General features: G+C 71.2%; 27 protein-coding genes. 14 read left to right on the top strand and 13 right to left on the bottom strand.

Going from position 1 to position 25,559, the window contains the following annotated elements; translation table 11 throughout:
- Nucleotides 1-19: 19 nt before the first annotated feature.
- On the bottom strand, nt 20-655 hold the full coding sequence (locus DEJ49_RS23095) for a PH domain-containing protein (protein ID WP_150185896.1): 636 nt from the start codon (nt 653-655) through the stop codon (nt 20-22).
- 88 nt (nt 656-743) lie between these two features.
- Between DEJ49_RS23095 and deoC the strand changes: the two genes are divergently transcribed.
- Genes deoC through DEJ49_RS23080 form a run of 3 tightly spaced genes read left to right on the top strand, consistent with a single transcriptional unit; the run spans nt 744 to nt 4,001 of the window.
- The gene (gene deoC / locus DEJ49_RS23090) at nt 744-1,682 is read left to right on the top strand and encodes a deoxyribose-phosphate aldolase (RefSeq protein ID WP_150188410.1); all 939 of its coding nucleotides are present in this window, start codon (nt 744-746) and stop codon (nt 1,680-1,682) included.
- A gap of 5 nt (nt 1,683-1,687) precedes the next feature.
- Nucleotides 1,688-3,124: an aldehyde dehydrogenase family protein gene (locus DEJ49_RS23085; protein WP_150185895.1), complete on the top strand. Its 1,437-nt coding sequence runs from the start codon at nt 1,688-1,690 to the stop codon at nt 3,122-3,124.
- Complete coding sequence (locus DEJ49_RS23080) at nt 3,117-4,001, top strand: aldehyde dehydrogenase family protein (RefSeq protein ID WP_150185894.1); 885 nt, start codon at nt 3,117-3,119, stop codon at nt 3,999-4,001. Before DEJ49_RS23085 ends, DEJ49_RS23080 begins: the two co-directional genes overlap by 8 nt.
- 88 nt (nt 4,002-4,089) lie before the next feature.
- Here the strand turns inward: DEJ49_RS23080 and DEJ49_RS23075 are convergent, their stop codons facing one another.
- Complete coding sequence (locus tag DEJ49_RS23075) at nt 4,090-4,830, bottom strand: TetR/AcrR family transcriptional regulator (RefSeq protein ID WP_150185893.1); 741 nt, start codon at nt 4,828-4,830, stop codon at nt 4,090-4,092.
- Between the two features lie 89 nt (nt 4,831-4,919).
- On the opposite strand from DEJ49_RS23075, the gene DEJ49_RS23070 reads away from it, so the two are divergent.
- Together DEJ49_RS23070 and DEJ49_RS23065 are read left to right on the top strand one after the other, a co-directional pair.
- Nucleotides 4,920-5,525 (top strand): NADPH-dependent FMN reductase, encoded by a 606-nt coding sequence (locus DEJ49_RS23070; protein WP_150185892.1) that lies wholly within the window; start codon nt 4,920-4,922, stop codon nt 5,523-5,525.
- 29 nt (nt 5,526-5,554) lie between these two features.
- Nucleotides 5,555-7,120 carry an MDR family MFS transporter gene (locus DEJ49_RS23065; RefSeq protein WP_150185891.1) on the top strand — a complete coding sequence of 522 codons (1,566 nt, stop codon included), beginning with the start codon at nt 5,555-5,557 and terminating at the stop codon, nt 7,118-7,120.
- On the opposite strand, the gene DEJ49_RS23060 is transcribed toward DEJ49_RS23065, so the two are convergent.
- Complete coding sequence (locus tag DEJ49_RS23060) at nt 7,117-7,506, bottom strand: hypothetical protein (RefSeq protein ID WP_150185890.1); 390 nt, start codon at nt 7,504-7,506, stop codon at nt 7,117-7,119. The genes DEJ49_RS23065 and DEJ49_RS23060 overlap by 4 nt on opposite strands.
- Before the next feature lie 203 nt (nt 7,507-7,709).
- On the opposite strand from DEJ49_RS23060, the gene DEJ49_RS23055 reads away from it, so the two are divergent.
- Nucleotides 7,710-8,351 carry a uridine kinase gene (locus tag DEJ49_RS23055; protein WP_150185889.1) on the top strand — a complete coding sequence of 214 codons (642 nt, stop codon included), beginning with the start codon at nt 7,710-7,712 and terminating at the stop codon, nt 8,349-8,351.
- Between the two features lie 166 nt (nt 8,352-8,517).
- Here the strand turns inward: DEJ49_RS23055 and DEJ49_RS23050 are convergent, their stop codons facing one another.
- A complete protein-coding gene (locus tag DEJ49_RS23050; protein ID WP_150185888.1) occupies nt 8,518-9,243 on the bottom strand; it encodes a SigE family RNA polymerase sigma factor in 726 nt (241 codons plus the stop codon).
- 224 nt (nt 9,244-9,467) lie between these two features.
- Between DEJ49_RS23050 and afsQ1 the strand changes: the two genes are divergently transcribed.
- From afsQ1 to DEJ49_RS23025, 5 genes are all read left to right on the top strand, one after another.
- Nucleotides 9,468-10,145: a two-component system response regulator AfsQ1 gene (afsQ1, locus tag DEJ49_RS23045; RefSeq protein ID WP_030779097.1), complete on the top strand. Its 678-nt coding sequence runs from the start codon at nt 9,468-9,470 to the stop codon at nt 10,143-10,145.
- Complete coding sequence (locus tag DEJ49_RS23040) at nt 10,043-11,707, top strand: sensor histidine kinase (protein ID WP_150185887.1); 1,665 nt, start codon at nt 10,043-10,045, stop codon at nt 11,705-11,707. Before afsQ1 ends, DEJ49_RS23040 begins: the two co-directional genes overlap by 103 nt.
- Entirely contained in the window at nt 11,704-12,303 is a 600-nt protein-coding gene (locus tag DEJ49_RS23035; protein WP_150185886.1) for a hypothetical protein, read from the top strand. Before DEJ49_RS23040 ends, DEJ49_RS23035 begins: the two co-directional genes overlap by 4 nt.
- A gap of 52 nt (nt 12,304-12,355) precedes the next feature.
- Entirely contained in the window at nt 12,356-12,904 is a 549-nt protein-coding gene (locus DEJ49_RS23030; RefSeq protein WP_190329417.1) for a VanZ family protein, read from the top strand.
- A gap of 90 nt (nt 12,905-12,994) precedes the next feature.
- Nucleotides 12,995-13,195 (top strand): PspC domain-containing protein, encoded by a 201-nt coding sequence (locus tag DEJ49_RS23025; RefSeq protein WP_150171404.1) that lies wholly within the window; start codon nt 12,995-12,997, stop codon nt 13,193-13,195.
- 81 nt (nt 13,196-13,276) lie between these two features.
- Here the strand turns inward: DEJ49_RS23025 and DEJ49_RS23020 are convergent, their stop codons facing one another.
- Complete coding sequence (locus DEJ49_RS23020; RefSeq protein ID WP_150185884.1) at nt 13,277-13,603, bottom strand: ATP-binding protein; 327 nt, start codon at nt 13,601-13,603, stop codon at nt 13,277-13,279.
- A 163-nt stretch (nt 13,604-13,766) separates the two neighbouring features.
- Nucleotides 13,767-14,936 carry an adenosine deaminase gene (locus tag DEJ49_RS23015; protein WP_150185883.1) on the bottom strand — a complete coding sequence of 390 codons (1,170 nt, stop codon included), beginning with the start codon at nt 14,934-14,936 and terminating at the stop codon, nt 13,767-13,769.
- Nucleotides 14,937-15,038: 102 nt separating this feature from the next.
- On the opposite strand from DEJ49_RS23015, the gene DEJ49_RS23010 reads away from it, so the two are divergent.
- Nucleotides 15,039-15,803 (top strand): alpha/beta hydrolase, encoded by a 765-nt coding sequence (locus DEJ49_RS23010; RefSeq protein ID WP_150185882.1) that lies wholly within the window; start codon nt 15,039-15,041, stop codon nt 15,801-15,803.
- Here DEJ49_RS23010 and DEJ49_RS23005 read toward each other — a convergent pair.
- On the bottom strand, nt 15,793-16,767 hold the full coding sequence (locus DEJ49_RS23005) for a LysR family transcriptional regulator (protein WP_150185881.1): 975 nt from the start codon (nt 16,765-16,767) through the stop codon (nt 15,793-15,795). The genes DEJ49_RS23010 and DEJ49_RS23005 overlap by 11 nt on opposite strands.
- Nucleotides 16,768-16,830: 63 nt before the next feature.
- Between DEJ49_RS23005 and DEJ49_RS23000 the strand changes: the two genes are divergently transcribed.
- A complete protein-coding gene (locus DEJ49_RS23000) occupies nt 16,831-18,120 on the top strand; it encodes an MFS transporter (protein ID WP_150185880.1) in 1,290 nt (429 codons plus the stop codon).
- Between the two features lie 128 nt (nt 18,121-18,248).
- Nucleotides 18,249-19,232 (top strand): sigma-70 family RNA polymerase sigma factor, encoded by a 984-nt coding sequence (locus DEJ49_RS22995; RefSeq protein ID WP_150185879.1) that lies wholly within the window; start codon nt 18,249-18,251, stop codon nt 19,230-19,232.
- On the opposite strand, the gene DEJ49_RS22990 is transcribed toward DEJ49_RS22995, so the two are convergent.
- From DEJ49_RS22990 to DEJ49_RS22965, 6 genes are all read right to left on the bottom strand, one after another.
- On the bottom strand, nt 19,143-19,520 hold the full coding sequence (locus DEJ49_RS22990; RefSeq protein ID WP_150185878.1) for an STAS domain-containing protein: 378 nt from the start codon (nt 19,518-19,520) through the stop codon (nt 19,143-19,145). The two genes, DEJ49_RS22995 and DEJ49_RS22990, sit on opposite strands and share 90 nt — an antisense overlap.
- 188 nt (nt 19,521-19,708) lie before the next feature.
- A complete protein-coding gene (locus DEJ49_RS22985; protein WP_150185877.1) occupies nt 19,709-20,986 on the bottom strand; it encodes a thymidine phosphorylase in 1,278 nt (425 codons plus the stop codon).
- Between the two features lie 122 nt (nt 20,987-21,108).
- Nucleotides 21,109-21,510, bottom strand: a complete 402-nt coding sequence (locus DEJ49_RS22980) for a cytidine deaminase (protein WP_150185876.1) — start codon at nt 21,508-21,510, stop codon at nt 21,109-21,111.
- On the bottom strand, nt 21,507-22,769 hold the full coding sequence (locus DEJ49_RS22975; protein WP_150185875.1) for an ABC transporter permease: 1,263 nt from the start codon (nt 22,767-22,769) through the stop codon (nt 21,507-21,509). The genes DEJ49_RS22980 and DEJ49_RS22975 overlap by 4 nt, the downstream gene beginning before the upstream one ends.
- On the bottom strand, nt 22,766-23,914 hold the full coding sequence (locus tag DEJ49_RS22970; protein ID WP_150185874.1) for an ABC transporter permease: 1,149 nt from the start codon (nt 23,912-23,914) through the stop codon (nt 22,766-22,768). Before DEJ49_RS22970 ends, DEJ49_RS22975 begins: the two co-directional genes overlap by 4 nt.
- Entirely contained in the window at nt 23,911-25,485 is a 1,575-nt protein-coding gene (locus tag DEJ49_RS22965) for an ABC transporter ATP-binding protein (protein WP_150188409.1), read from the bottom strand. The genes DEJ49_RS22970 and DEJ49_RS22965 overlap by 4 nt, the downstream gene beginning before the upstream one ends.
- Nucleotides 25,486-25,559 lie beyond the last annotated feature (74 nt).

Here is a 25,559-nt window from a genome sequence, read left to right as displayed (position 1 = left end):
AGCTCGGCTCGGCCGGCCCTCAGGTCACCGCGAGCAGCACCACGAGCAGCACCGCCCCCGCCACGGACGGCGCCAGGATCTCGTACGCCCAGCGCACCACCGGCTCGCCCTGCGCGGACTCCTCGGCGGCGCGCCGTTCGGCGAGGTCGCGGAGGTCGTCCATGGACTGGTCGCCCGCCGAGCGGGTGGACGGCGTGGTGGGGTCGTGGAAGGAGCGGCCGTTCGTCGGGTCGCCCGCCGCGACGGCCTGCGACTGCCTGCGCGCCGCCCTCTTGCGGCCGCGCAGCGAGACGGGGATCGCCCAGAGCTGGAACTTGGTGCCGGCGTTGGTGAGGACCTCGTTGGAGTAGCCGGAGCGGAGCGTCGCGACGGACGCCCACGGCAGCGTGATGGTCCGGAAGGGGTTGCGGATCCGCAGGCGGTCGTCGTTGGCGTACACGACGGGCCGTACGGTGAACGCGACGACCAGCGGCACCGCGAGGAGCAGTCCGGCGAGCGCGAGCCACGGGGTGCGGCCCTCGCCGCGGATGACCGCGTCGATGCCGAGCCAGGCGCCCAGGGCGAGCAGCAGGACGCCACCGGCGATGCCGGCCGGGGACCGGTAGGTGCGGTCCTTGTAGACGGGCTCCGCCACGGGGTCTCGAGGGTCGCTCATACCCTGATTCTGCCTGAAGCCCGGCCGGGCGCCCCTGGCCCTCCCCCTGTACAGCAGCTACGCGCGTAGATATGCTCCCCTCGTGACCATGCCCACTGCATTCGCTGACGTGACAGCGTCCGACAGCACGCTCCGCCGCTTCCTTCACGGGCTGCCCGGCGTCGACGCGGTCGGCCTGGAGGCGCGTGCCGCCTCGCTCGGTACCCGTTCGATCAAGACCACGGCGAAGGCGTACGCCATCGACCTGGCCATTTCGATGATCGACCTGACGACGCTCGAGGGCGCCGACACCCCGGGCAAGGTCCGGGCGCTCGGCGCGAAGGCCGTGAACCCGGACCCGACCGACCGGAAGACCCCCCGCACCGCGGCCGTCTGCGTCTATCCGGACATGGTCGCCACCGCCAAGGAGGCCGTCGGGGCCAGCGGCGTGAAGGTCGCGTCCGTCGCGACCGCCTTCCCCGCGGGCCGCGCGGCGATCGAGGTGAAGCTCGGCGACGTGCGCGAGGCCGTCGCGGCGGGCGCCGACGAGATCGACATGGTCATCGACCGGGGCGCGTTCCTGGCGGGTGACTACATGACGGTGTTCGAGCAGATCCGCGCCGTGAAGGAGGCCTGCGGCACCGCCCGCCTGAAGGTCATCTTCGAGACCGGTGAGCTCTCGACGTACGACAACATCAAGCGCGCCAGCTGGATCGGCATGATCGCGGGCGCCGACTTCATCAAGACCTCGACCGGCAAGGTCGGCGTCAACGCCACCCCGGCCAACACCCTGCTCATGCTGGAGGCCGTCCGCGACTTCCGTGCGCAGACCGGCGTGCAGATCGGTGTGAAGCCCGCGGGCGGCATCCGCTCCACCAAGGACGCGGTGAAGTTCCTCGTGCTGGTGAACGAGACGGCCGGTCCCGACTGGCTGGACAACCACTGGTTCCGCTTCGGTGCCTCTTCGCTCCTCAACGACCTGCTCATGCAGCGTCAGAAGCTGGCCACCGGCCGCTACTCCGGCCCCGACTACGTGACGGTGGACTGATCACCATGACTTCCCCCTTCGAGTACGCTCCGGCGCCCGAGTCGCGCTCCGTCGTCGACATCGCGCCGAGCTACGGCCTGTTCATCGACGGCGAGTTCACCGAGGCCGCCGACGGCAAGGTCTTCAAGACGGTCTCCCCGTCCACCGAGGAGGTCCTCTCCGAGGTCGCGCAGGCCTCCGCCGAGGACGTCGACCGCGCGGTGAAGGCCGCCCGCAAGGCCTTCGAGAAGTGGTCGGCGCTGCCGGGCGCCGAGCGCGCCAAGTACCTCTTCCGCATCGCCCGGATCATCCAGGAGCGCAGCCGCGAGCTGGCCGTCCTGGAGACGCTGGACAACGGAAAGCCCATCAAGGAGACGCGCGACGCCGACCTTCCCCTGGTCGCCGCGCACTTCTTCTACTACGCGGGCTGGGCCGACAAGCTGGACCACGCGGGGTACGGCCCGAACCCGGCCCCGCTCGGTGTCGCGGGCCAGGTCATCCCCTGGAACTTCCCGCTCCTGATGCTGGCCTGGAAGATCGCCCCGGCGCTCGCGACCGGCAACACGGTCGTCCTGAAGCCCGCCGAGACGACTCCGCTGAGCGCCCTGTTCTTCGCGGACATCTGCCGCCAGGCGGGCCTGCCCAAGGGCGTCGTCAACATCCTCCCCGGGTACGGCGACGCGGGCGCGGCCCTGACCGCCCACCCGGACGTGAACAAGGTCGCCTTCACCGGCTCGACCGCCGTCGGCAAGGCCATCGCGCGCCAGGTCGCCGGCACCGACAAGAAGGTCACGCTCGAACTGGGCGGCAAGGGCGCCAACATCGTCTTCGACGACGCGCCCATCGACCAGGCCGTCGAGGGCATCGTCACCGGCATCTTCTTCAACCAGGGCCAGGTCTGCTGCGCGGGCTCGCGGCTCCTCGTACAGGAGTCGGTCCAGGACGAGGTGCTCGACGCGCTCAAGCGCCGCCTGTCCACGCTGCGCCTCGGCGACCCGCTGGACAAGAACACCGACATCGGCGCCATCAACTCCGCCGAGCAGCTGGCCCGCATCACCGCGCTCGCCGAGACCGGCGAGGCGGAGGGCGCCGAGCGCTGGTCCGCCCCGTGCGAACTGCCCACCTCCGGCTACTGGTTCGCGCCGACGCTGTTCACCAACGTCACGCAGGCACACACCGTCGCCCGCGACGAGATCTTCGGCCCGGTGCTCTCCGTCCTGACCTTCCGTACCCCGGACGAGGCGGTCGCCAAGGCCAACAACACGCAGTACGGGCTCTCCGCCGGCATCTGGACGGAGAAGGGCTCGCGCATCCTCGCTGTCGCGAACAAGCTCCGGGCGGGCGTCGTCTGGGCCAACACTTTCAACAAGTTCGACCCGACGTCGCCGTTCGGCGGCTACAAGGAGTCGGGCTTCGGCCGCGAGGGCGGCCGGCACGGGCTGGAGGCGTACCTCGATGTCTGACCGACTCACGGTTTTCAAGACCTACAAGCTGTACGTCGGGGGCAAGTTCCCCCGCAGCGAGAGCGGCCGGGTGTACGAGGTGACCGACTCAAAGGGCAAGTGGCTGGCGAACGCGCCCCTTTCCTCCCGCAAGGACGCCCGTGACGCGGTCGTCGCCGCGCGCAAGGCCTTCGGCGGCTGGTCGGGCGCGACCGCGTACAACAGGGGCCAGGTCCTCTACCGCGTCGCGGAGATGCTGGAGGGCCGCAAGGACCAGTTCGTGCGGGAGGTGGCGGACGCGGAGGGCATCTCCAAGTCGAAGGCCGCCGTCCAGGTGGACGCGGCGATCGACCGCTGGGTCTGGTACGCGGGCTGGACCGACAAGATCGCCCAGGTCGTGGGCGGGGCGAACCCGGTCGCAGGCCCGTTCTTCAACCTGTCGACGCCGGAGCCGACGGGTGTGGTCGCGGTCGTCGCGCCCCAGGAGTCGTCGTTCCTCGGCCTCGTCTCGGTGATCGCCCCGGTGATCGCGACGGGCAGCACGGCCGTGGTGATCGCCTCCGAGAAGTCGCCGCTGCCGGCGCTGTCGCTCGGCGAGGTCCTCGCGACGTCGGACGTTCCCGGTGGTGTGGTCAACATTCTCACCGGGAAGACCGCCGAGATCGCGGCGCCGCTCGCCGCCCACCAGGACGTCAACGCGATCGACCTGACGGGGGCGGAGGCGGAGCTTGCCCGCGATCTGGAGATCGCGGCCGCGGACAACCTCAAGCGTGTGTTCCGTCCACAGCCTGTGGACTGGTCGGCCGACCCGGGCACGCACCGCCTGACGGCCTGCCTGGAGACCAAGACGGTCTGGCACCCGACGGGGTCGCTGGGCGCGTCGGGCTCCGCCTACTAGGCCTTCGCGGTAAGGCCGGTTCGCGTCTGCGGGCGCGTCCTGGCTGGTCGCGCAGTTCCCCGCGCCCCTGATGGGGCGCGGGGTTTCGTCATTCCCCCGGTGCGAGGCCGAGCCGGACCGCGATGCCGTCCAGGACGCAGTCGAGTCCCGTCTCGAACTGCCAGGCGGCGTCGTCCTTGCGTCCCGCGCCGAGGGCGTAGCGCCGGTAGGCCGGGTAGCGGCCGGTGCTCATCAGGTACGTCATCTGCGGCGCGAGCCCCGCGCGCGCCTCGTCGCCGCTGGTCCAGCCGTTGTCCTCCATGTACTGGCGCAGCGCGACCTCCGACTGGCTGACGCCGTGCACGTACGCGCCGACGGTGCGGAACGCCGTCATGATCGTGTCGGAGTCCAGGCCGTGGTTCTCCAGCGCCGCCAGCTGCCGGTCGGCCATGGCCATCCGGTTCGGCGTCAGGGCGAAGTGCGGCGTGGGGAGCTGGGCGAGCCAGGGGTGCGCCAGCATCAGGCCGCGGCTCCCGATCGCGTACGCGCGCAGCACCTCGCGCCAGCCGGTCACGTCCTCGGGGACGACGACCTCGGCGGTGACCCGGTCGACCATCAGCGCGTACAGGTCGTCCTTGCCGGAGACGTGGCGGTAGGCGGCCATGGGCGCGACGCCCAGCTCGGTGGCGAGGCGGCGCATGGTGACGGCCGCGAAGCCCTCGGCGTCGGCGACCTTCACCGCCACTTCGGCGATCTTCTGCGGCGTCAGCGTGGTGCGTTGCGCGGCCGCGGGGCGCTCCATGCGCTCCCAGAGCGTGATCTCGGGCTCGGGCTTCTTCTGTGCTTCCATGCGTACACCGTATCCCCAGTAGACGCCGTACACATTGCTGTGTACGTTGTACGCGAACGATACGCCGTGCACATCTCCGGGGGGACCCCATGACCACGACCACTTCGACGCCCACCCCGCTCCGCGTCGCGATCCTCGTCGGCTCCACCCGCGAAGGCCGCTTCGCCCCGGTCGTCACCCGCTGGATCAAGGGCCACCTCGACCAGCGCGACGACATGAGCGTGGACGTCATCGACCTCGCCGAGACCCCGCTGCCCACGGTCCTCCCGGCCTTCGGACAGCCGCCCGCACCCGGCACCACCGAGGCCCTCGCCCTGGTCAGCCCGCGCCTGGCCGCGGCCGACGCGTTCGTCTTCATCACGCCCGAGTACAACCACAGCTACCCGGCGTCCCTGAAGAACGCCATCGACTGGCACAACGAGCAGTGGCACGCCAAGCCGATCGGCTTCGTCTCCTACGGCGCCATCTCGGGTGGCCTCCGCGCGGTCGAACACCTCCGCGTCGTCATGGCCGAGCTGAACGCCACGACCATCCGCAACACCGTCAGCCTGCACAACGCCTGGGGCCTGTTCGACGCCGACGGAAACATGACGGCGCCGGCCAGCGACGCCGCCGTCAAGACCATGCTCGACCAGCTCGCCTGGTGGGCGCTCGCGCTGCGCGACGCGAGGGCCGTCCGCCCGTACGCCGCCTGACGCACCGTCGACCACCTCGCGAGGACGCCATGAACCAGCGCACGGAGCCCACCGCACCCGCCGCCACCGCCCAAGAGGCGCCTCCGGCGCCTCCGGAAACCCCGGACCCGCCCTCCCGGCTCGCCGTCCTCGGCCTGCTGCTCGGCATCATCCTGGCGACGCTCGACGGCACCATCGTCGGCACCGCGCTCCCGACGATCGTCGGCGACCTCGGCGGCCTCGACCACTTCTCCTGGGTGGTGACGGCCTACCTGCTCACCGCCGCCGTCTCCACCCCCATCTGGGGCAAGATCGGCGACCTGTACGGCCGCAAGGGCAGCTATCTGGCCTCGATCACGGTCTTCCTCGCCGGATCCGTGCTCTGCGGACTCGCACAGAACATGGAGCAGTTGATCGCCTTCCGTGCCCTCCAGGGGCTCGGCGCGGGCGGCCTCTTCGTCGGCGCGATGTCCCTCCTGGGGACGCTGCTCACACCCGCGCAGGCGGGCCGTTCGCAGTCGATGATCGGCGTCATGCTGCCCGTCGCGATGATCGGCGGACCGCTCCTCGGCGGCTTCCTCACCGACCACCTCGACTGGCGCTGGGTCTTCTACGTCAACGTGCCCGTCGGCGCCGTCGCGCTGCTCCTCGTCGGCCTCCTCGTCCGGCTGCGCGGCGAGCGCAGCACGGCCCGGATCGACTACGCGGGCGCCGCGCTCCTCACGGCGGGCATCCTGGCGCTGACGCTGCTCGGCACCTGGGGCGGCACGACGTACGACTGGCTGTCGCCGCAGATCGGCGGCCTCGCGCTGCTCGCCGCGGTCTCGCTCGCCGCCTTCGCCCGCGTGGAGCGGCGCGCCCCCGAACCGGTCGTCCCGCCCCGCCTGTTCCGCGACCGCAACTTCACGCTCGCGCAGGTGCTCACCTTCCTGGCGGGCGCGGCGATGCTGGGGGCGGCCAGCTACCTGCCGCAGTACATGCAGTTCGTCCGCGGCATGTCGTCGACGGAGAGCGGCCTGCTGCTGCTCCCGCTGATGCTGGGCATGATGGGCGCGCAGCTGTACATCGGCCGGGCCGTCGGCAAGGGCGGCGGATACCGGACGTATCCGATCGCGGGCGGCGCCGTCGCCACGGTGGGCGCCCTGGCGCTCCTGACGGTGGACGTGGACACCGCGACCGCCGTGGCGTCCGCGCTGACGTTCGTCCTGGGCGCGGGCCTCGGCTGTCTGATGCAGCCATCGCTCCTGATCACCATGAACAGCGCGGAGCCGCGCGACATGGGCGCCGCCAGCGGCACCAACGCGCTCCTGCGGACCATCGGCGGCTCGCTCGGCGTCGCGGTCCTCGGCTCCGTCTACACCGGCCGCATGACCGACACCCTCACGGAGCACCTCGGCGGGGACGGCGAGCGCCTCGCGGGCGGCGAGCTGACCCCCGCGCTCCTGAACGACCTCCCGGAATCGGCACGGGACGCCTTCCGGACCGGCGTCACCGGCGGACTGCACGGCGTCATGGCCGGCACGGCCGTGCTGTGCGTGCTCGCACTCGCGGCGGCATGGCTGATCCGCGAAGTACCGCTGCGCACCGGGCCGGAGACCGCCGCACCCGCCGACTAACTCGGCAACAGCTTCGTCGCCCCGCCCACCACCGGCAGGTCGGCCAGGGAGCCACCCGAGGTCAGCGGCCCGGTGACGAAGCCCGTGTGCACCGGCTTGAAGTCCGCGACCTGCGTACCGAGCGTGTTGTCGAGCGGGTCGGCGCTGGTGTTGGCCAGCGGGTCCAGCTGCAGGTCCTTGACCGGCCCGAGCCCGCCCGCCGCCGAATGATGCACCGCCGTCGAAAGCCCCTGAAACGGCGAAGCCGAAGGCCCCGGCTCCGCCGCACCGGCGGTCGCCGCGCCCCCCACCCCGAGCGCGGCGCCCGCCGCCGTCACGGTGAGCCCCGCCCGCAGCAGCGCGCGCGAACCGGACCGGGGGAGCTTCTTCACTGCGTGTCGTGCCATGGGTTCCGCTCACATCCGTGCATCGTCGGGTCGTCCGGTTCTGTAATCATGCGAGCACGTAGCGTAGTTGACTGACGCCGCCGGAACCAAAGGCCGACTCGCGGGCGCCCCGTTCCGGGCGCGTCGGTTGATAATGGCTCCCGTCCACACGGACGCGCCGTGTCGGGAGATGCGGTCCACTCCGGCTGCAAAGGCTCAGAGAATTGGGTTCCCATCCCCCGATACCGACCCGCGTCGTGCTGCTGACCGGCCCCTCAGGCTCGGGGAAGTCGTCGTTCGCCGCCCGCTCGGGGCTGCCCGTGCTCTGTCTGGACGACTTCTACAAGGAAGCCGGTGACCCCACGCTGCCGCTCGTGCCGGGCAGTTCGGACATCGACTGGGACTCCCCGGACTCCTGGGACGCCGATGTGGCGGTCGCCGCGATCGAGGAGCTGTGCCGGACGGGGCGCACGAACGTGCCGGTGTACGACATCTCGGTCAGTGCGCGCGTGGGGCAGGAGGCGCTGGACATCGAGCGCACGCCGCTCTTCGTCGCCGAGGGCATCTTCGCGGCGGACATCGTGGAGCGGTGCCGGGAGCTTGGTGTGCTGGCCGACGCGATCTGTCTGCGGGGGCGGCCCTCGACGACGTTCCGGCGGCGGCTGCTGCGGGATCTGCGGGAGGGGCGCAAGTCCGTGCCGTTCCTGCTGCGGCGCGGCTGGCGGCTCATGCGGGAGGAACGCGCCATCGTGGCACGGCAGACCGCGCTGGGCGCGTACCCCTGCGCGAAGGACGAGGCGTTGGGGCGGGTCGCCGCGGCGGCGGCCGGCCGCCGCGTGAAGGCGCGGGCCCAGGCCTCTTCGTAGCAGGACAACCGGAGCGCCCTGAGCGGTCACGGAAAAGCAGAGGGACCGGAAAGACCCCCCAGGCCTTCCGGTCCTCCACTTGTTTCCCCCGTGTGGTCCCCCGTGCAACCGCCGCAACCCCCCGGAGCGACGGGCCCCCGTACTTCCCCCGTGTTCCCCCGGCCCCTCAGGCGACCAACTCGCCGAAGGACTCCTCCTCGTCACGGCCGAAGCTGAGGACCTCGTCCTCGCGCAGCCGGCGGAGCGACCGCCAGATGCTGGACTTCACCGTGCCGACGCTGATGTCGAGGATGTCCGCGATCTCGGGGTCCGTACGGCCCTCGTAGTAGCGGAGCACGAGCATCGTGCGCTGCAGTTCGGGGAGGCGGGCCAGGGCCTGCCAGAGAACCGCGCGCAGCTCCGTGCCGCGCATCGCGTCCGTGTCGCCCACCGTCTCCGGCAGTTCCTCGGTCGGGTACTCGTTCAGCTTGCGGCGGCGCCACGCGCTGATGTGCAGATTCGTCATGGTGCGGCGGAGGTAGCCCCCGACCGCGGCCTTGTCACTGATCCGGTCCCAGGCGCGGTACGTCGAGAAGAGGGCGCTCTGCAGCAGGTCCTCGGCCTCGAACCGGTCGCCGGTCAGGTGGTAGGCGGTTGCGTACAGGGAGGCGCGGCGCTCCTGGACGTAGGCGGTGAACTCCGCCTCCGACAGGGACTTCCGCTCCCCCGAGTCCTCCCCGTACGCGGCTCCCCCGTGAGCCCTGTCAACCACCGTCATGAACCCGGTGTGCTGACGCCCGGCGCCGCGAGCGCACCCCCGCCCGCTCACGGCACCGGACTTCTCAGACCCCCGCACGACGTCGTGGAGACGCGTGACAACTGCGCTCGAGCTGGTGCTGTGCAGCGTATTCATCTTGCGCCCCCCGTCGGTGGAGTCCGGCTTCTTCCGTGTGACCAGAACTCTGCCGCAGTGACTTCATGGCGGTGTCCGTCGACTGTCACAGGCCTGTCACAGGGGCCGGGGAGGTCTTCCACCTGTGAAGGTCACGTGTGGGTGCGGGCATCTACCTGCCCATTACGAACCCGCGGAGGATCCAGCAGTCGAACTGGGCCGTGGCATGGGACAGAATGACGTCCGTGCCTTCCCTGTTGCTGATCGAGGACGACGACGCCATCCGGACGGCCCTGGAGCTTTCGCTGACGCGCCAGGGGCATCGGGTGGCCACTGCTGCCACCGGCGAGGACGGTCTGAAGCTGCTCGGCGAGCAGCGGCCCGACCTGATCGTGCTGGACGTGATGCTGCCGGGCATCGACGGCTTCGAGGTGTGCCGTCGCATCCGGCGCACCGACCAGCTGCCGATCATCCTGCTGACCGCGCGCAGCGACGACATCGACGTGGTCGTCGGCCTGGAGTCCGGCGCCGACGACTATGTGGTCAAGCCCGTGCAGGGCCGGGTCCTCGACGCCCGGATCCGTGCCGTGCTGCGGCGCGGCGAACGCGAGGCGAACGACGCGGCGACGTTCGGTTCGCTGGTCATCGACCGGGCCGCGATGACGGTCACGAAGAACGGCGAGGACCTGCAGCTCACGCCCACCGAGCTGCGGCTGCTCCTGGAGCTGAGCCGCAGGCCGGGACAGGCCCTGTCGCGGCAGCAGTTGCTGCGTCTGGTGTGGGAGCACGACTACCTCGGCGACTCGCGGCTCGTGGACGCGTGCGTGCAGCGGCTGCGCGCGAAGGTCGAGGACGTGCCCTCGTCGCCGACCCTGATCCGTACGGTGCGCGGCGTCGGCTACCGGCTGGACACGCCTCAGTGACCAAACCGCACGACAAGCTCCGCGGCTGGGCCGCGGCGCGCAAGGCGATACTGGCGGGTCTGCGCTTCACGAGTCTGCGGCTGCGGCTCGTCGTGGTGTTCGGGCTCGTGGCGCTCACCGCGGCGGTCTCCGCGTCCGGCATCGCGTACTGGCTCAACCGCGAGGCGGTGCTCACGCGCGCGCAGGACGCGGCGCTCAAGGACTTCAGGCAGCAGATGCAGAACCGCGCGGGCGCGCTGCCCGCCGACGTGTCGCAGGCCGAACTGCAGGCGACCGCCGAGCAGATGGCGAACAGCAGCCAGCGTTACAGCGTGCTCCTGGTCGCCGACAAGAAGGGCGGCGGCCAGCTCGTCGGCTACTCCGACCTGGACGCCTTCACGCTCGCCAAGGTGCCGGCCTCGCTGCAGAAGGCGGTGCGGAAGAAGCAGCCGCTGACCTCCGGCAACAAGAGCCCGTACCACCTGTACTGGCAGCGGACCGCCGACCACGGCACCCCGCATCTGGTGGGTGGCGCCAAGGTGATCGGCGGCGGCCCGACCGGCTACATGTTCAAGTCCCTCGAACCGGAGGCGAAGGACCTGAGTTCGCTGGGCTGGTCCCTGGCCATCGCCACGGGCCTCGCGCTGATCGGCTCGGCGCTGCTCGCGCAGGCCGCCGCGACGACCGTGCTGAAGCCCGTGCACCGGCTCGGTGTCGCGGCGCGGCGGCTCGGCGAGGGGAAGCTGGACACGCGGCTGCGGGTGTCGGGGACCGACGAGCTCGCCGACCTGTCCCGTACGTTCAACAGGACCGCGGAGAACCTGGAGAAGAAGGTCGCCGACATGAGCGCCCGTGACGAGGCGTCCCGGCGTTTCGTCGCCGATATGTCGCACGAGCTGCGCACCCCGCTGACCGCGATCACCGCCGTGACGGAGGTCCTCGAGGAGGAGCTCGACGCGGAGACGGGGTCCGTGGACCCGATGATCGAGCCGGCCGTGCGCCTCGTGGTGAGCGAGACCCGCCGCCTGAACGACCTCGTGGAGAACCTCATGGAGGTCACCCGCTTCGACGCGGGGACCGCGCGCCTCGTCCTGGACGACGTGGACATCGCCGACCAGATCACCGCGTGCATCGACGCGCGCGCCTGGCTGGACGCGGTCGAGCTGGACGCCGAGCGCGGCATCATGGTCCGCCTCGACCCGCGCCGCCTGGACGTGATCCTGGCGAACCTCATCGGCAACGCCCTGAAGCACGGCGGCTCCCCGGTGAACGTTTCGGTCCGTCTGGAGGACGCGAAGCTGGTCATCGCCGTACGCGACCACGGGCCCGGTATCCCCGAGGACGTGCTGCCGCACGTCTTCGACCGGTTCTACAAGGCGTCCGCGTCCCGGCCGCGCTCCGAGGGCAGCGGTCTCGGGCTCTCCATCGCGCTGGAGAACGCGCACATCCACGGCGGCGAGATCACCGCCGCCAATTCGCCGGAGGGCGGCGCGGTCTTCACGCTGTGGCTGCCGCGCGACGAGGAGCGGGCCGAGGGCGACGCGGGCGACGAGGACGGGCGTACGGAAGGGGGCCAGGCGTGAACGGGCGTCGTATGCGCGCCGTGGCCGCCGTCGTGGGGCTCGCCGGTGTGCTCGCCGGGTGCGGGATCAGGACGACCGAGGTGCCGACGGACTACGGCGCGGCGCCTTCGCGGGTGCCGTGCGTGATGTCGGGCTCCACCCTCGCGTCGCAGGCGGGCGGCGGGGTGCCGGTCGAGGTGTTCCTGGTGTGCGCGTCGCAGCTGGTGAACGTCGACCGCAACGTCCAGCTGCCGACGGACAAGGCGACGACCGACCGGGTGCGCATCGCGCAGGCCCTCCTCGACGAGTTGGCGAAGGCTCCCTCGGACGAGGAGAGGCAGGCGGGCTTCGCCACGGACGTCCGCGGCGGCACCAGCGCCTCCGGGCCGCGCAAGGGCGACCCCGCCGAGGCCCTGCGGCTGAGCACCCCGCCGGAGAACCTGTCGACGTTCGCGCTCGCGCAGATCGTGTGCACGCTGGCCGACAACGCGTCGTCGGACGACGGCACGGTGGTCTTGGGAGGCCCGGGAAACAGCCCCCTGCGGCGCTACGAGTGCACTCCGGAGGTGCGGTCCCGGCCCGGCACCGTTCCTCCGCCGGTGCAAACCGTCGAGTAACCACCGCCGGGTACGCGGAACCGATCCTGCCGCCCCCGGCGTCTTGGGGGGCGTGCTTCAAGGCTCGGGCGGCCACGGTGCCGCCATCCGCTTCCGTGCGGCGGGGGGACTCCTCCTCGTCGCACATCTTCTGCTCGTCGGGTGGATCACGCTGCGCCCGCTGGACGTCCCCTGGGTGAGCGCCGCGAACATGGAGCCGCTCGCCGGGATCAAGGCGGATCTCGCGCTGGGCGGTGTGCAGGCGGCCCGCCGGATCGGCGAGAGCGTGCTGCTGCTCGCCCCGCTCGGTGTGCTGCTTCCGCTGGCCGGCGGCCGGCTCGAGGTCTCGCCGTGGGGCTCGCTGGTGCGCACGGTCGCCGCCGGGGCGATGCTGTCGCTCGGCATCGAGCTGCTGCAGACCGGGGTGCCCGGTCAGGTCGTCGACATCGACTCGCTGCTCCTGAACACCTTCGGGGTGGCCCTCGCACATGTCGCCGTGGTGCCCGCGGCCAGGGCGCGGCTCCGTCGCGGTGGTGACGGGAGGGCCCGGGTGCCCCTCCCCCGGGAGGACACGTCTCAGGGTCCGACCCCGACGATTCCCAGGGTCGGTATCGCACCGTAGAGCGATGCTTTGACCTGGTTCGTGAACGTACTGTCGTCGTATCGGGGTACACGAGAAACCCCGCACCTACGGTTCACGAAGGAGCCCGACATGGCCGCCCTTGCCCGCCCCACCCACGGCCGGATGATCGGCGGAGTGTGCGCAGCTCTCGCCAAGCGCTTCGGCACGTCCGCGACGACGATGCGCGTGATCTTCGTGGTCTCGTGCCTGCTGCCGGGACCGCAGTTCCTTCTCTACATCGCGATGTGGATCCTGCTGCCCTCGGAGAGCAAGGCGCGTCAGGCCTGGTGACGACGGCCGGATGACCCGGACACGACGATGGGGCGCCCCTCTGCGGAGGGGCGCCCCATCGGGCGTTCGGACGGGGTCCGGTCAGCCGAGCGGGAGGCCGTTGAGGCCGGTGCCGCCGGTGGGCAGGCCGCCGAGCAGGCCGGAGATGGGCGAGGTCGGGCCGCCCGGCTTGGGGCCCGCGGCGTTGCCGAGGACGGGCTGGGCGGCGTTCAGGCCGCTGCCGAGGGCGTTCTGCCCGGCGGTGAGGGACTCGGTGGCGCCGGCGGCCGGGACCACGGAGGAGACGGGGCCGAGCGCGGCCGCGGGGTCGGCGGCGGCGGGGGCGGCGTTCGCGGCACCGGCACCGGCGGCGGCGAAAGCGGCGCCGAGAGCGGCGACACCGAGGGTCTTGGCGGCAGACTGCTTCATCTTCAATGCGTCCTTGCGTCTTTGCTTACGGATGTGGGGAGGGGGGTTTGAGCGGTTCAACGACCGTAAGCAGTCCCAATCACGGGCCGGGCGCAAAAAGGAAAGCGGCCGGGGTGCACACACCCCGGCCGCTCACGCGTCGTACGACGCGGACGTGAATCCGTCAGCCTTCGAGAGAACCGCTGGTCGAGACGGTCTGGCGGAACAGCCATTCGGACTTCAGCTCGGCATAGCCGGGCTTGATCACGTCATTGATCATGGCCAGTCGTTCATCGAAAGGAATGAATGCTGATTTCATCGCATTGACCGTGAACCACTGCATGTCGTCGAGCGAGTAGCCGAACGTGCCGACCAGGTGCTCGAATTCGCGGCTCATGCTGGTGCCGGACATCAGGCGGTTGTCGGTGTTCACGGTCGCGCGGAAGTGCAGCTTGCGCAGCAGGCCGATGGGGTGTTCCGCGTAGGAGGTGGCGGCGCCCGTCTGCAGGTTCGAGGTGGGGCAGAGCTCCAGCGGGATGCGCTTGTCCCGTACGTACGACGCGAGGCGGCCGAGGCGGACGGTGCCGTCGTCGGCGATCTCGATGTCGTCGATGATGCGCACGCCGTGGCCGAGGCGGTCGGCGCCGCACCACTGCAGGGCCTGCCAGATCGACGGCAGGCCGAAGGCCTCGCCCGCGTGGATCGTGAAGTGGTTGTTCTCGCGCTTCAGGAACTCGAAGGCGTCGAGGTGGCGGGTGGGAGGGAACCCGGCTTCGGCGCCCGCGATGTCGAAGCCGACGACGCCCGCGTCGCGGTAGCGGTTGGCGAGTTCGGCGATCTCCAGGGCGCGGGCGGCGTGCCGCATCGCGGTGAGGAGGGCACCCACGCGGATGCGGTGGCCGTTCTCCTTCGCGCGGCGCTCACCTTCGCGGAAGCCGTCGTTGACGGCCTCGACGACCTCTTCGAGGGTGAGGCCCTGCTCCAGGTGCTGCTCGGGGGCGTACCGGATCTCGGCGTAGACGACGCCGTCCTCCGCGAGGTCCTCGGCGCACTCGGCGGCGACGCGCTTGAGGGCGTCCTTCGTCTGCATCACCGCGCAGGTGTGGGCGAAGGTCTCCAGGTACCGCTCAAGGGAGCCGGAGTCGGCGGCCTCGCGGAACCAGATCCCGAGCTTGTCGGGGTCGGTCTCGGGCAGTCCCTCGTACCCGTTCTCGCGGGCGAGGTCGACGATCGTTCCGGGGCGCAGGCCGCCGTCGAGGTGGTCGTGGAGGAGCACCTTCGGGGCGCGGCGGATCTGCTCGGCGCTGGGCGTTTCACGGTCCGTGTGACCGGTCGTGTGTGTCTGGCTCGTCATTTCGGCATGCTAGCGCCTACGCGCGTAGAACTCACTGGTCGATACGTAACAGTGACCCTGCGGAAGGGTGGCGTACACCATGGCTTCTGACACTGTTCTGTCATGGCACAGGAAGGGACCGCGGGGCCGGCGGGCACGGCCAGGCTCGGGCGTGTGATCGGGACGGCGCCTTCGGCGGTCGGCGGAGTGGTGCTCCTGCTCCCCGGCGGCGCCGAGACCTCCAGCCGCAGGCCGTCGCCGCTGGCGGGGGTCGGGGTGCGTGCGCTCGGCCGCAGACTGGCCCAGGACGGCCGCGAGGCGGGGCTCGTCACGCACGTCGTGCGCTACCGCTGCCGGGGCTGGAACGGCGCGCAGGCGGAGCTGGCCCGCGACACGAACTGGGCCGCCGACGAGATCGTACGTCTCTACGGCGACGTCCCCGTCTGTCTGGCCGGCGTGGACATGGGCGGCCGGGCGGCCCTCCGCGCGGGCGGGCACACGGCGGTCAACTCCGTGCTCGCGGTGGCGCCTTGGCTGCCGGAGGACGATGTGGCGGCGCCTCCCGAGCCGGTGAAGCAGCTCGCGGGGCGGCGGGTGCTCATCGTGCACGGCACGAACGACGAGCGGACCGATCCCGAGCTGTCGTTCCGGCTCGCCGAGCGGGCGAAGAAGGCCAACCGGGACGTGTGCCGGTTCGAGGTGCACTCGGACGGGCACCGGCTGCACCAGCATCAGGCCGAAGTCCTCGCGCTGGCCTCGGACTTCGTGATGGGGACGCTGTTCGGGTCGGACTTCGCCCGCCCCTTGGAGGACGCGTTGGCGGCGCCGCCGCCGTTGGGGTTGCGCATGCCGTTGGCCTCCGGCTTCGGGCGGTCCCTCAGAAGGTGACGTGGTGGGAGGACTGCTGCAGCAGTTTTCCCTTCCTGCTCAGCAGGAACTCCTTGAACGCCGCCACCGGTGGCGTGTCCGGGTGGCCGTCCAGCCAGGCCACGCCGATCTCGCGCACCGCCCGCTGGCCCGTCACCGTCAGCTCCACCACCCCGGGGCGCGGCACCGCGGGCGGCGGCAGCAGGGCCACGCCCAGGCCCGCCGCGACCAGGCCGCGCAAGGTCTCCGCCTCCTCGCCCTCGAAGGCGACGCGGGGCTTGAAGCCCGCCTCGCGGCACAGGTCGTCCGTGATGCGCCGCAGGCCGTACCCCGGCTCCAGGGTCACGAACGCCTCCTCCGCGGTCTCCGCGAGGCGGACCCGCTTGCGGGACGCGAGGCGGTGGTCGTCGGGGACGACCAGGCGCAGGCGCTGCTCGTCGAGGCGGCGGGCGACCAGGTCGGGGGCGTCGGGCACGGGTGAGGTGAGGCAGAGGTCGAGCTCGCCCGCGCGCAGCCGCTCCAGCATCGCCTCGCCGTAGTTCTGGACGAGGCTGAAGCGGATGCGCGGGTGGTCGGCGCGGAAGGCGCGGATCAGGCCGGGGACCGTCTCCGAGCCCATCGTGTGCAGGAAGCCGAAGGCGACCTTGCCGGACGCCGGGTCGGCGTCGGCGCGCACCGACTCGGCGGCGCGCTCCACCTCGCCGAGTGCCCGCTCGACCGAGGTGAGGAACGTGCGGCCCGCCGGGGTGAGCGAGACCGTGCGGCCGCGGCGCGCGAACAGGTCGACGCCGAGGTCCCGTTCGAGCCGGACGAGGGCGCGGGACAGCGTGGACTGGGGGATCCGCATCTGGTCGGCGGCGCGCGTGACGTGCTCGGTGCGGGCCACCCCCGCGAAGTACGCGAGGCGTGGCGCGAGCAGCGTCACGATGTCCTGCGCGTCACTGTCGTGTGACACGCGCGGCTGTGGCCTGTGCTGATGCTGCATGGGAACGATTATGGGGTTTCCATGCATTGGACGCATCAGAAATGCGGTCGTACGTTTCTGGACATGCCTGCTGCCAGTAGCGGGGCGTCCGTCACCCATGCGGTCGCCCCTGCCCCGTCGTCCCCCGTCGCCGATACCCGACTGACTCCGGGCGGGCCCGGCTACCGCCGGATGAGCTTCGCGCTCTTCCTCGCCGGCGTCGCCACCTTCGCCCTCCTCTACTCCACGCAGGCTCTCCTCCCCCTCGTCTCCGCCGACTTCGGCGTGAGCGCGAGCACGGCCAGCTGGACGGTGTCGGGGGCGACGGGCGCACTGGCCCTGTTCGTCCTGCCGCTCAGCGCCCTCAGCGAGCGCTACGGACGCCGCGCGATGATGACCGCGTCGCTGACCGTCGCCGTCGCCGTCGGGCTCCTCGTCCCCTTCGCACCCTCGGTCGAGGTGCTGATCGCGCTGCGCGCCGTGCAGGGCGCGGCCCTCGCGGGGCTCCCCGCGTCCGCGATGGCGTTCCTCGCCGAGGAGGTGCGGCCCAAGGCGCTGGTGGCCGCGATCGGCCTGTTCGTGGCGGGCAACTCCATCGGCGGGATGAGCGGGCGCATCGTCACGGGCTGGGTCGCGCAGGCCTGGGGCTGGCGCGCGGCCGTCGGCGTGGTCGGTGTCCTCGCCGTGCTGTGCGCGGTCGCCTTCCGCGTCCTGCTGCCCGCGCCCCGGCACTTCACCCCGGGCCCGCTCAGCCCCAAGTCCCTGGCGCGCACGGTGCGCACGCACCTCTCGAACCCGCTCCTGTGCAGGCTGTACGCGATCGGGGCGCTGTTCATGACCGTGTTCGGCGCGGTCTACACGGTGATCGGGTACCGCCTCACCGAGGCGCCGTTCTCCCTGCCGCAGGGCGTCATCGGCTCGATCTTCCTGGTCTACCTCGTCGGTACGGTCTCGTCGGCCGCCGCCGGGCGGCTCGTGGCGCGGCTCGGGCGGCGCGGCGCGCTGTACCTGGCGGTGGGCACGACGGCGGGCGGCCTTCTGCTCTCCCTCTCCCCCTCACTGATCCTGGTGCTGCTGGGGCTGGTTCTGATCACGGCCGGGTTCTTCGCGGGGCACGCGGTCGCGTCCTCGTCGGTGAGCCGGACGGCGACGACCGGCCGCGCGCAGGCGTCCGCGCTCTACCAGTCCGCGTACTACCTGGGCTCCAGCTCGGGCGGCACACTCGGCGCGGTCGCCTTCCACGCGGGCGGCTGGGCCGGGACGGTCGGGCTCGGCCTCCTCGCGGTGCTCGGCGTCGTGTCGGTGACGGTGTGGGGGTCGCACGCGGCGCGGGTCCAGGAGCGGCGCGCGTTCGTCGCGGCACGGTCCTGCTGATCCTCTTCGGCATCTCCCGATTCACCTGCGGGTTTTCCCACTCCGGGGGCCGTTGTCAGTGGGCTGCGGTAGCTTCCGATGTGTTGGGCCTCACATAGGGCTCTCTCGCAGCGCAGGGGTGGGTTGGGATGAGCGACATCGCAGGGACGACGGCCGATCTGGACGTCACGCTGGAGAAACACCGGGTCGAACTGACCGGGTACTGCTACCGGATGCTCGGTTCGGCCTTCGAGGCCGAGGACGCCGTGCAGGACACGATGGTGCGGGCCTGGCGCAGTTTCGAGAAGTTCGAGGGCCGCTCCAGCGTCCGGTCCTGGCTGTACCGCATCGCGACGAACGTCTGCCTCGACATGCTGAACGCGGGCAACCGCCGCGCCCGCCCCATGGACCTGACCGCCGCGGCGCCGCTGGCGCAGGCCGCGCTCAATCCGCGCCCCGACAACACCTGGCTGGAGCCGATCCCGGACGCGCGGGTCCTGCCGACCGTCGGTGACCCCGCGGAGGCCGCGGTCGCCAAGGAGTCGGTGCGCCTCGCGTTCGTCGCCGCCCTGCAGAGCCTGCCCCCCAAGCAGCGCGCGGTGCTCATCCTGCGGGAGGTCCTCGCGTGGAAGGCCAGCGAGGTCGCCGAGCTGATCGACACCTCCGTCGCCTCGGTGAACAGCGCGCTGCAGCGGGCCCGTGCCACCCTCGCCGAGCGGCCGGAGGACGACACGGCCGTCTCCGACCCGCTCGACGAGGAGCAGCAGAAGCTCCTCGAGCGGTACGTCGCCGCGTTCGAGGGCTATGACATGGCGGCCCTGACCGCGCTGCTCGCCGAGGACGCCGTCATGACGATGCCGCCATTCGACCTCTGGCTGCGCGGCCCGGAGGACATCACGGGCTTCATGACCACGATCGGCGCGTCGTGCGCCGACAGCCGCCTGGTGCCGGTGAACGTGAACGGCACGCCGGGCTTCGCGCACTACAAGCCGGACCCCGAGAACGGCGGGTTCGCTCCGTGGGCGATCCAGGTCATCGAGATCTCAGAGGGCCGGATCACCGGCTTCCACTGTTTCCTGGACACGCCCCGGTGGTTCCCGCTGTTCGGCATGCCCCTCCATCTCGACGACTAGACCGAGGAGCTCGACGAGGCCCACGAGGCCGAGCAGGGCCAGCAGGGCGGGGGTGGGGTTCCTGAGGCGGATCCGGCCCCCTGCCTTGCGGGCGGCGAGGTGCAGGCGGGCGATGGCGTCGACGGTGGTGAGGTCGGCGGTGGTGACGGCGGAGACGTCGCAGATGACGTCTCCGCCGGGGCCGCCGGGGCCGTGTCTGGCCGCCGCCACGCGTTCGCACAGGTGCGGGACGTCCGCCGGCCTCAGGGGGCCCGCGATGCGGATGAGGTTCACGCCGGTGTCAGCCATGCAGGGTTGACCGGGCGGGGGGTCTTAACTCATCGGTGGGGGTTCTTTCCCCTACCCGCCCCTTCCCGAACCCGGGGCTCCGCCCCGGACCCCGCTCCTCAAACGCCGGAGGGGCTGAAATCCAGACCCGCGCCGTCAGGGGCGCGGGGAACTGCGCGACCAGCCCCCACCCAGCCGCAGCAGACGCATCAGCCGATCCGGTCCAGGACGATCGGCGTCGCCGAGAAGTCCGTCCCCGACGGGGCGATGTCGAAGGAACCCTCCAGGGACTGGAGCGCGTACTCGAACCGCTCCGGCGTGTCCGTGTGGAGGGTGAGCAGCGGCGCCCCCGCCTCGACGGAGTCGCCCGGCTTGGCGTGGAGTTCGACGCCCGCGCCCGCCTGGACCACGTCCTCCTTGCGCGCACGGCCCGCGCCGAGACGCCACGCGGCGACGCCGACGTCGTACGCGTCGAGGCGGGTCACGACGCCGGACGACGGAGCCGTCACCACGTGCCGCTCCCGTGCCACCGGCAGGTCCGCGTCCGGGTCGCCGCCCTGCGCCGTGATCATGCGGCGCCACACGTCCATCGCCGAGCCGTCGGCCAGCGCCTTCGCGGGGTCCGCGTCCTTCAGGCCCGCCGCGTCGAGCATTTCCCGGGCCAGGGCGAGGGTCAGTTCGACTACGTCCGCCGGGCCGCCGCCCGCGAGGACCTCCACCGACTCGCGGACTTCCAGCGCGTTGCCGGCCGTCAGGCCGAGCGGGGTCGACATGTCCGTGAGGAGCGCCGCCGTGCGGACGCCGCTGTCCGTGCCGAGCTCCACCATCGTCGAGGCCAGCTCACGCGCGTCGTCCAGGTTCTTCATGAACGCGCCCGTGCCGACCTTCACGTCGAGGACGAGCGAGCCCGTGCCCTCGGCGATCTTCTTCGACATGATGGAGGAAGCGATCAGGGGGATCGCCTCCACCGTGCCGGTCACGTCCCGGAGGGCGTAGAGCTTCTTGTCCGCGGGGGCCAGGCCGTCGCCCGCCGCGCAGATCACCGAGCCCGCGTCCTCCAGTACGTTCAGCATCTCGGCGTTGGACAGCAGTGCCCGCCAGCCGGGGATGGCCTCCAGCTTGTCCAGGGTGCCGCCGGTGTGGCCGAGGCCCCGGCCCGAGAGCTGCGGCACGGCGGCGCCGCACGCGGCGACCAGCGGGGCGAGCGGCAGCGTGATCTTGTCGCCGACGCCGCCCGTGGAGTGCTTGTCGGCGGTGGGGCGGGAGAGCGAGGAGAAGTCCATGCGCTCGCCGGACGCGATCATCGCGGCGGTCCAGCGGGCGATCTCCTTGCGGTTCATGCCGTTCAGGAGGATCGCCATGGCGAGGGACGACATCTGTTCGTCGGCGACCGCGCCGCGCGTGTACGCGTCGATGACCCAGTCGATCTGCTCGTCGCTCAGCTCGCCCCGGTCGCGCTTGGTGCGGATGACGGAGATGACGTCCATGGGAATGTCCTTCCGGCGGTACAACAGCGTACGTACGTGGATATGCGGCGACTCTACGCGCATAGAGCCGCGAGATGAAGGCGGCCCCGCTCCCGAGATCGTCAAGGGGGCGGGGCCGTCCGTCAGTTGAGGTGCTGCGGGCCGAACGCGTCGGGGAGCATGTCGCCCAGCGGCCGCACGCCCGACGACGTCTCCAGGAGGAGCTCCGCGCCGCCGAACTCGTACAGCAGCTGGCGGCAGCGGCCGCACGGCATCAGGATCTCTCCCTTGCCGTCCACGCACGTGAAGTGGGTGAGGCGGCCGCCGCCGGTCAGCTGGAGCTGCGAGACCAGGCCGCACTCGGCGCACAGGCCGAGGCCGTACGACGCGTTCTCGACGTTGCAGCCGGAGACCGTCCTGCCGTCGTCGACCAGGGCCGCGGCGCCGACCGGGAAGCCCGAGTAGGGCGCGTACGCGCGGGACATCGCCTCGCGCGCTGCTTCCCGCAGGGCGTCCCAGTCGGTGTCCGTGGCGGCAGTCGTCACTTTCCTTGACCCTTCCTGTACGGCATTCCGTCCGCCTTCGGCATCCGGAGCCGCTGGGCGGAGAGCGAGAGGACCAGCAGGGTCACCACGTACGGAGTGGCGGTGACGACCTGGTTGGGCACCTCGTCGGTCAAGCCGTACCACAGGAACATCAGCGCGGAGACGGCCGCGGTGATCACCGCGGGGACGTACTTCTTGCGCCAGACGAGGTAGACCGCGCCGATGACCAGCAGGATCGCGATGAGCAGGAGCAGCGCGTGGACGTTGGTGCCGCCGCCCCGGAGCTTCAGGCTGTCGGTGTAACCGAACAGGCCCGCGCCGAGCGCGAGTCCGCCCGGCATCCAGTTGCCGAAGATCATCGCGGCGAGACCGATGTAGCCGCGGCCGCCGGTCTGGCCCTCCAGGTAGATGTTGGAGGCGACCAGGGAGAGGAAGGCGCCGCCGAGTCCGGCGAGGCCGCCGGAGATGACCACGGCCAGGTACTTGTACTTGTACACGTTGACACCGAGCGACTCGGCCGCGATCGGGTTCTCGCCGCAGGAGCGCAGGCGCAGGCCGAACGAGGTGCGCCACAGGATCCACCAGCTCAGCGGGACCATGGCGACCGCGACCACGGTCAGCGGGGAGAGGTCGGTGATGAGACCGCCGATGAGACCCGCGAGGTCCGAGACGAGGAACCAGTGCTTGTCGTTGAGGTCCTGGAGCCAGTCGGAGAGGCCGGGCACCGAGAAGTTCCCGAGCGATTCGACGGGCGGCGACTGCTTCGACGTACCGCCCTCCTCGCCCTCGAAGGCGAAGGTGGCGAGGTAGCGGGTCGCGCCCAGGGCGAGGATGTTGAGGGCCACACCGGAGACGATGTGGTTGACGTTGAACGTGATCGTGACGATCGCGTGCAGCAGTCCGCCGAGCGCGCCGCCGACGATGCCGAACAGGACGCCCACCCAGGGGCCCCACTGGAAGCCGGCCCAGGCACCGAACCAGGTGCCGAGGATCAGCATGCCCTCGAGGCCGATGTTGACGACGCCCGCGCGCTCGGCCCAGAGGCCGCCGAGACCGGCGAGGCCGATCGGCACGGCGAGCTTGAGCGCCGTCGACATCTGTCCGGTGGACGTGATGCCGTCGGCGCCGGTGATCATGCGGACCACGGAGGTCAGCACGAGGACGCCCGCGATGATCAGCAGGAGGACGGGGAGCGAGACGCGGCGGCGGCCCGGTGCGGGCTGCTCGGCCGGGGCCTTGGCGACGGTTGCCGAGCTCATCGGGCAGCCACCTCCTTCACGGAGTCGTTGTTGCCGTTGTTTCCGTTGTTGCCGTTCGCCCGGGCGGCGGCGGCCAGTTCCTCACCGACGCGGCGCTGCTGGCGGCGCAGACCCCAGCGGCGCACCTCCTCGTAGGAGACGACGACCGCGATCACGATGAGGCCCTGCATGATCACCGCGATCTCCTTGTCGTACGCCTCGGGCTGGGCGTAGTCGAGGGCGGGCGAGGCCTTGTCGAGGAAGGCCCAGAGCAGTGCCGCGAAGGCGATGCCGACCGGGTTGTTGCGACCGAGCAGCGCGATGCCGATGGCGGTGAAGCCGAGGCCCGCGGGGAAGGAGAGGCTGTACGTGTGGGTGTCGCCGAGCAGGATCGGCAGGCCGGCGAGGCCCGAGACCGCGCCGGAGATCAGCATCGCGCTGAGCACCATGCGCTTGGCGTTGACACCGCTGGCCGCGGCGGCCGACTCGGAGGCGCCGGTGGCGCGCAGGTCGAAGCCGAACCGGGTGCGGTTGAGGACGAGCCAGTACAGGATGCCCGCGAGCACGGAGATGATCACGAAGCCGTAGATCTCGCCGCCCGCCACCTCGATGCCGGGGAACCAGCCGGACTTCTCCATGACGCCGGTGGTCTGGTTGTTGCCGACCGGGACGCCGAAGTTCTCGGTGAGGGTGAGGTAGGCGATGACGCTCGTCGCGATGGCGTTGAGCATGATCGTGGCGACCACCTCGCTGACGCCGCGGGTGGTCTTGAGGACGCCCGCGATGCCGGCCCAGAAGGCGCCGGTCAGCATGGCGACCGCCATGAGCATCGGGATCTGCAGGAACGACGGCAGCGCGAGGTGGGTGCCGACGACGGCGGTCACCATCGCGGCGAGCCGGTACTGGCCGTCGACGCCGATGTTGAACAGGTTCATGCGGAAGCCGATGGCCACCGCGAGCGCCGCCAGGTAGTACATGCCGGCCTGGTTGAGGATCAGCACCTGGACGTCGGAGAAGGTGGCCTGCTCCAGCATCAGGCTGTACGGCTCGATCGGGCTCTTGCCCGAGGCGAGCAGCACGACCGAGGTCAGCGCCACGGCCGCGATCAGCGCGATGACCGGTCCGGCCACCGCGAGGAGCACGCGCTCCTTGTCGAACTTCTTCATCGGGCCTCGTCCTCCGGGGCGTCTTCTTCCACGTGCTCCAAGTGACCCGAGGCGGCACCGGTCATCGCCGAACCGAGCTCCTCCGGCGTGATGGTGGCCGGGTCGGCGTCCGCCACGAGCCGCCCGTTGTAGATCACGCGGAGGGTGTCGGAGAGACCGATCAGCTCGTCCAGGTCGGCGGAGATCAGCAGCACGGCGAGGCCTTCGCGGCGCGCCTCGCGGATCTGGTCCCAGATCTGCGCCTGCGCGCCGACGTCCACACCGCGGGTGGGGTGGGCGGCGATCAGGAAGCGCGGCTTGTGGCTCATCTCGCGGCCGACGATCAGCTTCTGCTGGTTGCCGCCGGAGAGGGAGGCGGCCGTCACGTCGATGCCGGGCGTACGGACGTCGTACTCCTCGACGATGCGGCGCGTGTCGGCCTGGGCGCCCTTGGGGTCGAGCCAGAAGCCTCGCGCGTTGGGCTTCTCGGTGACGTGGCCGAGGATGCGGTTCTCCCACAGCGGGGACTCCAGGAGGAGTCCGTGGCGGTGGCGGTCCTCGGGGATGTAGCCGATACCGTCCTCACGCCGCTTGCGGGTCGCCGTGGCGGTGATGTCCTCGCCCGCCATGCGGATGACGCCGGAGTCGGCGTGCTTGAGGCCGATGAGCGCGTCGATCAACTCGGTCTGGCCGTTGCCCTCGACGCCCGCGATGCCGAGGACCTCGCCCTCGTGGATCGTGAAGGAGATGTCGTCGAGCAGGGCGCGCTGCGACTCGCCGCCCGCGAGCAGCTTGAGGCTCTCGACCTGGATCATCGGGCGGTCCGTAACCGTCGACTCCGCGGTCTCGGGCGTGGGGAGCTCGCTGCCCACCATCAGCTCGGCGAGCTGGCGGGGCGTCGTCTCGGACGGGATCGCCGTGCCGACGGTCGTGCCGCGCCGGATGACGGTGATGTCGTCGGCGACGGAGAGGACCTCGCCCAGCTTGTGCGAGATGAAGATGACGGAGAGGCCCTCGGACTTGAGCTCGCGCAGGTTGTCGAAGAGCGCGTCGACCTCCTGCGGCACGAGCACGGCCGTCGGCTCGTCGAGGATCAGCGTGGTGGCGCCGCGGTAGAGGACCTTGAGGATCTCCACGCGCTGCCGGTCGGCGACGCCGAGGTCCTCCACGTACGCGTCGGGGCGCACGCCGAGGCCGTACCGCTCGGAGATCTCGGCGATCCGGCGGCGGGCGGCGCCGCCGATGCCGTGCAGCTTCTCGCTGCCGAGGACGATGTTCTCCAGGACGGTGAGCTGGTCGGCGAGCATGAAGTGCTGGTGCACCATGCCGATGCCGCGGGCGATGGCGTCCGCGGGGCTGCCGAAGGCGACCTGCTCGCCGTCGACGGTGATGGTGCCCTCGTCCGGCTTCTGCATGCCGTAGAGGATCTTCATCAAGGTCGACTTGCCCGCGCCGTTCTCGCCGACGAGGGCGTGCACGGTGCCCTTGCGGACGGTCAGGTGGATGTCGTGGTTGGCCACGACACCGGGGAAGCGCTTGGTGATGCCGACGAGTTCGACGGCGACGGGCGGAGGGTTGGTGGACGCGTCGATGGCGCACTCTCCTCGGGGGCCTGAAGGAAAGGGGCCGCCTACGCGCGCAATGCCCCTGCTGGTACCGGGAAGTC

This window comes from Streptomyces venezuelae (genome assembly GCF_008642335.1).
In the GTDB taxonomy this organism is placed as follows: Bacteria; Actinomycetota; Actinomycetes; order Streptomycetales; family Streptomycetaceae; genus Streptomyces; species Streptomyces venezuelae_F.
The sequence above is the reverse complement of the archived record's forward strand: the minus strand, read 5'-3'. Positions and strand labels throughout refer to the sequence as shown.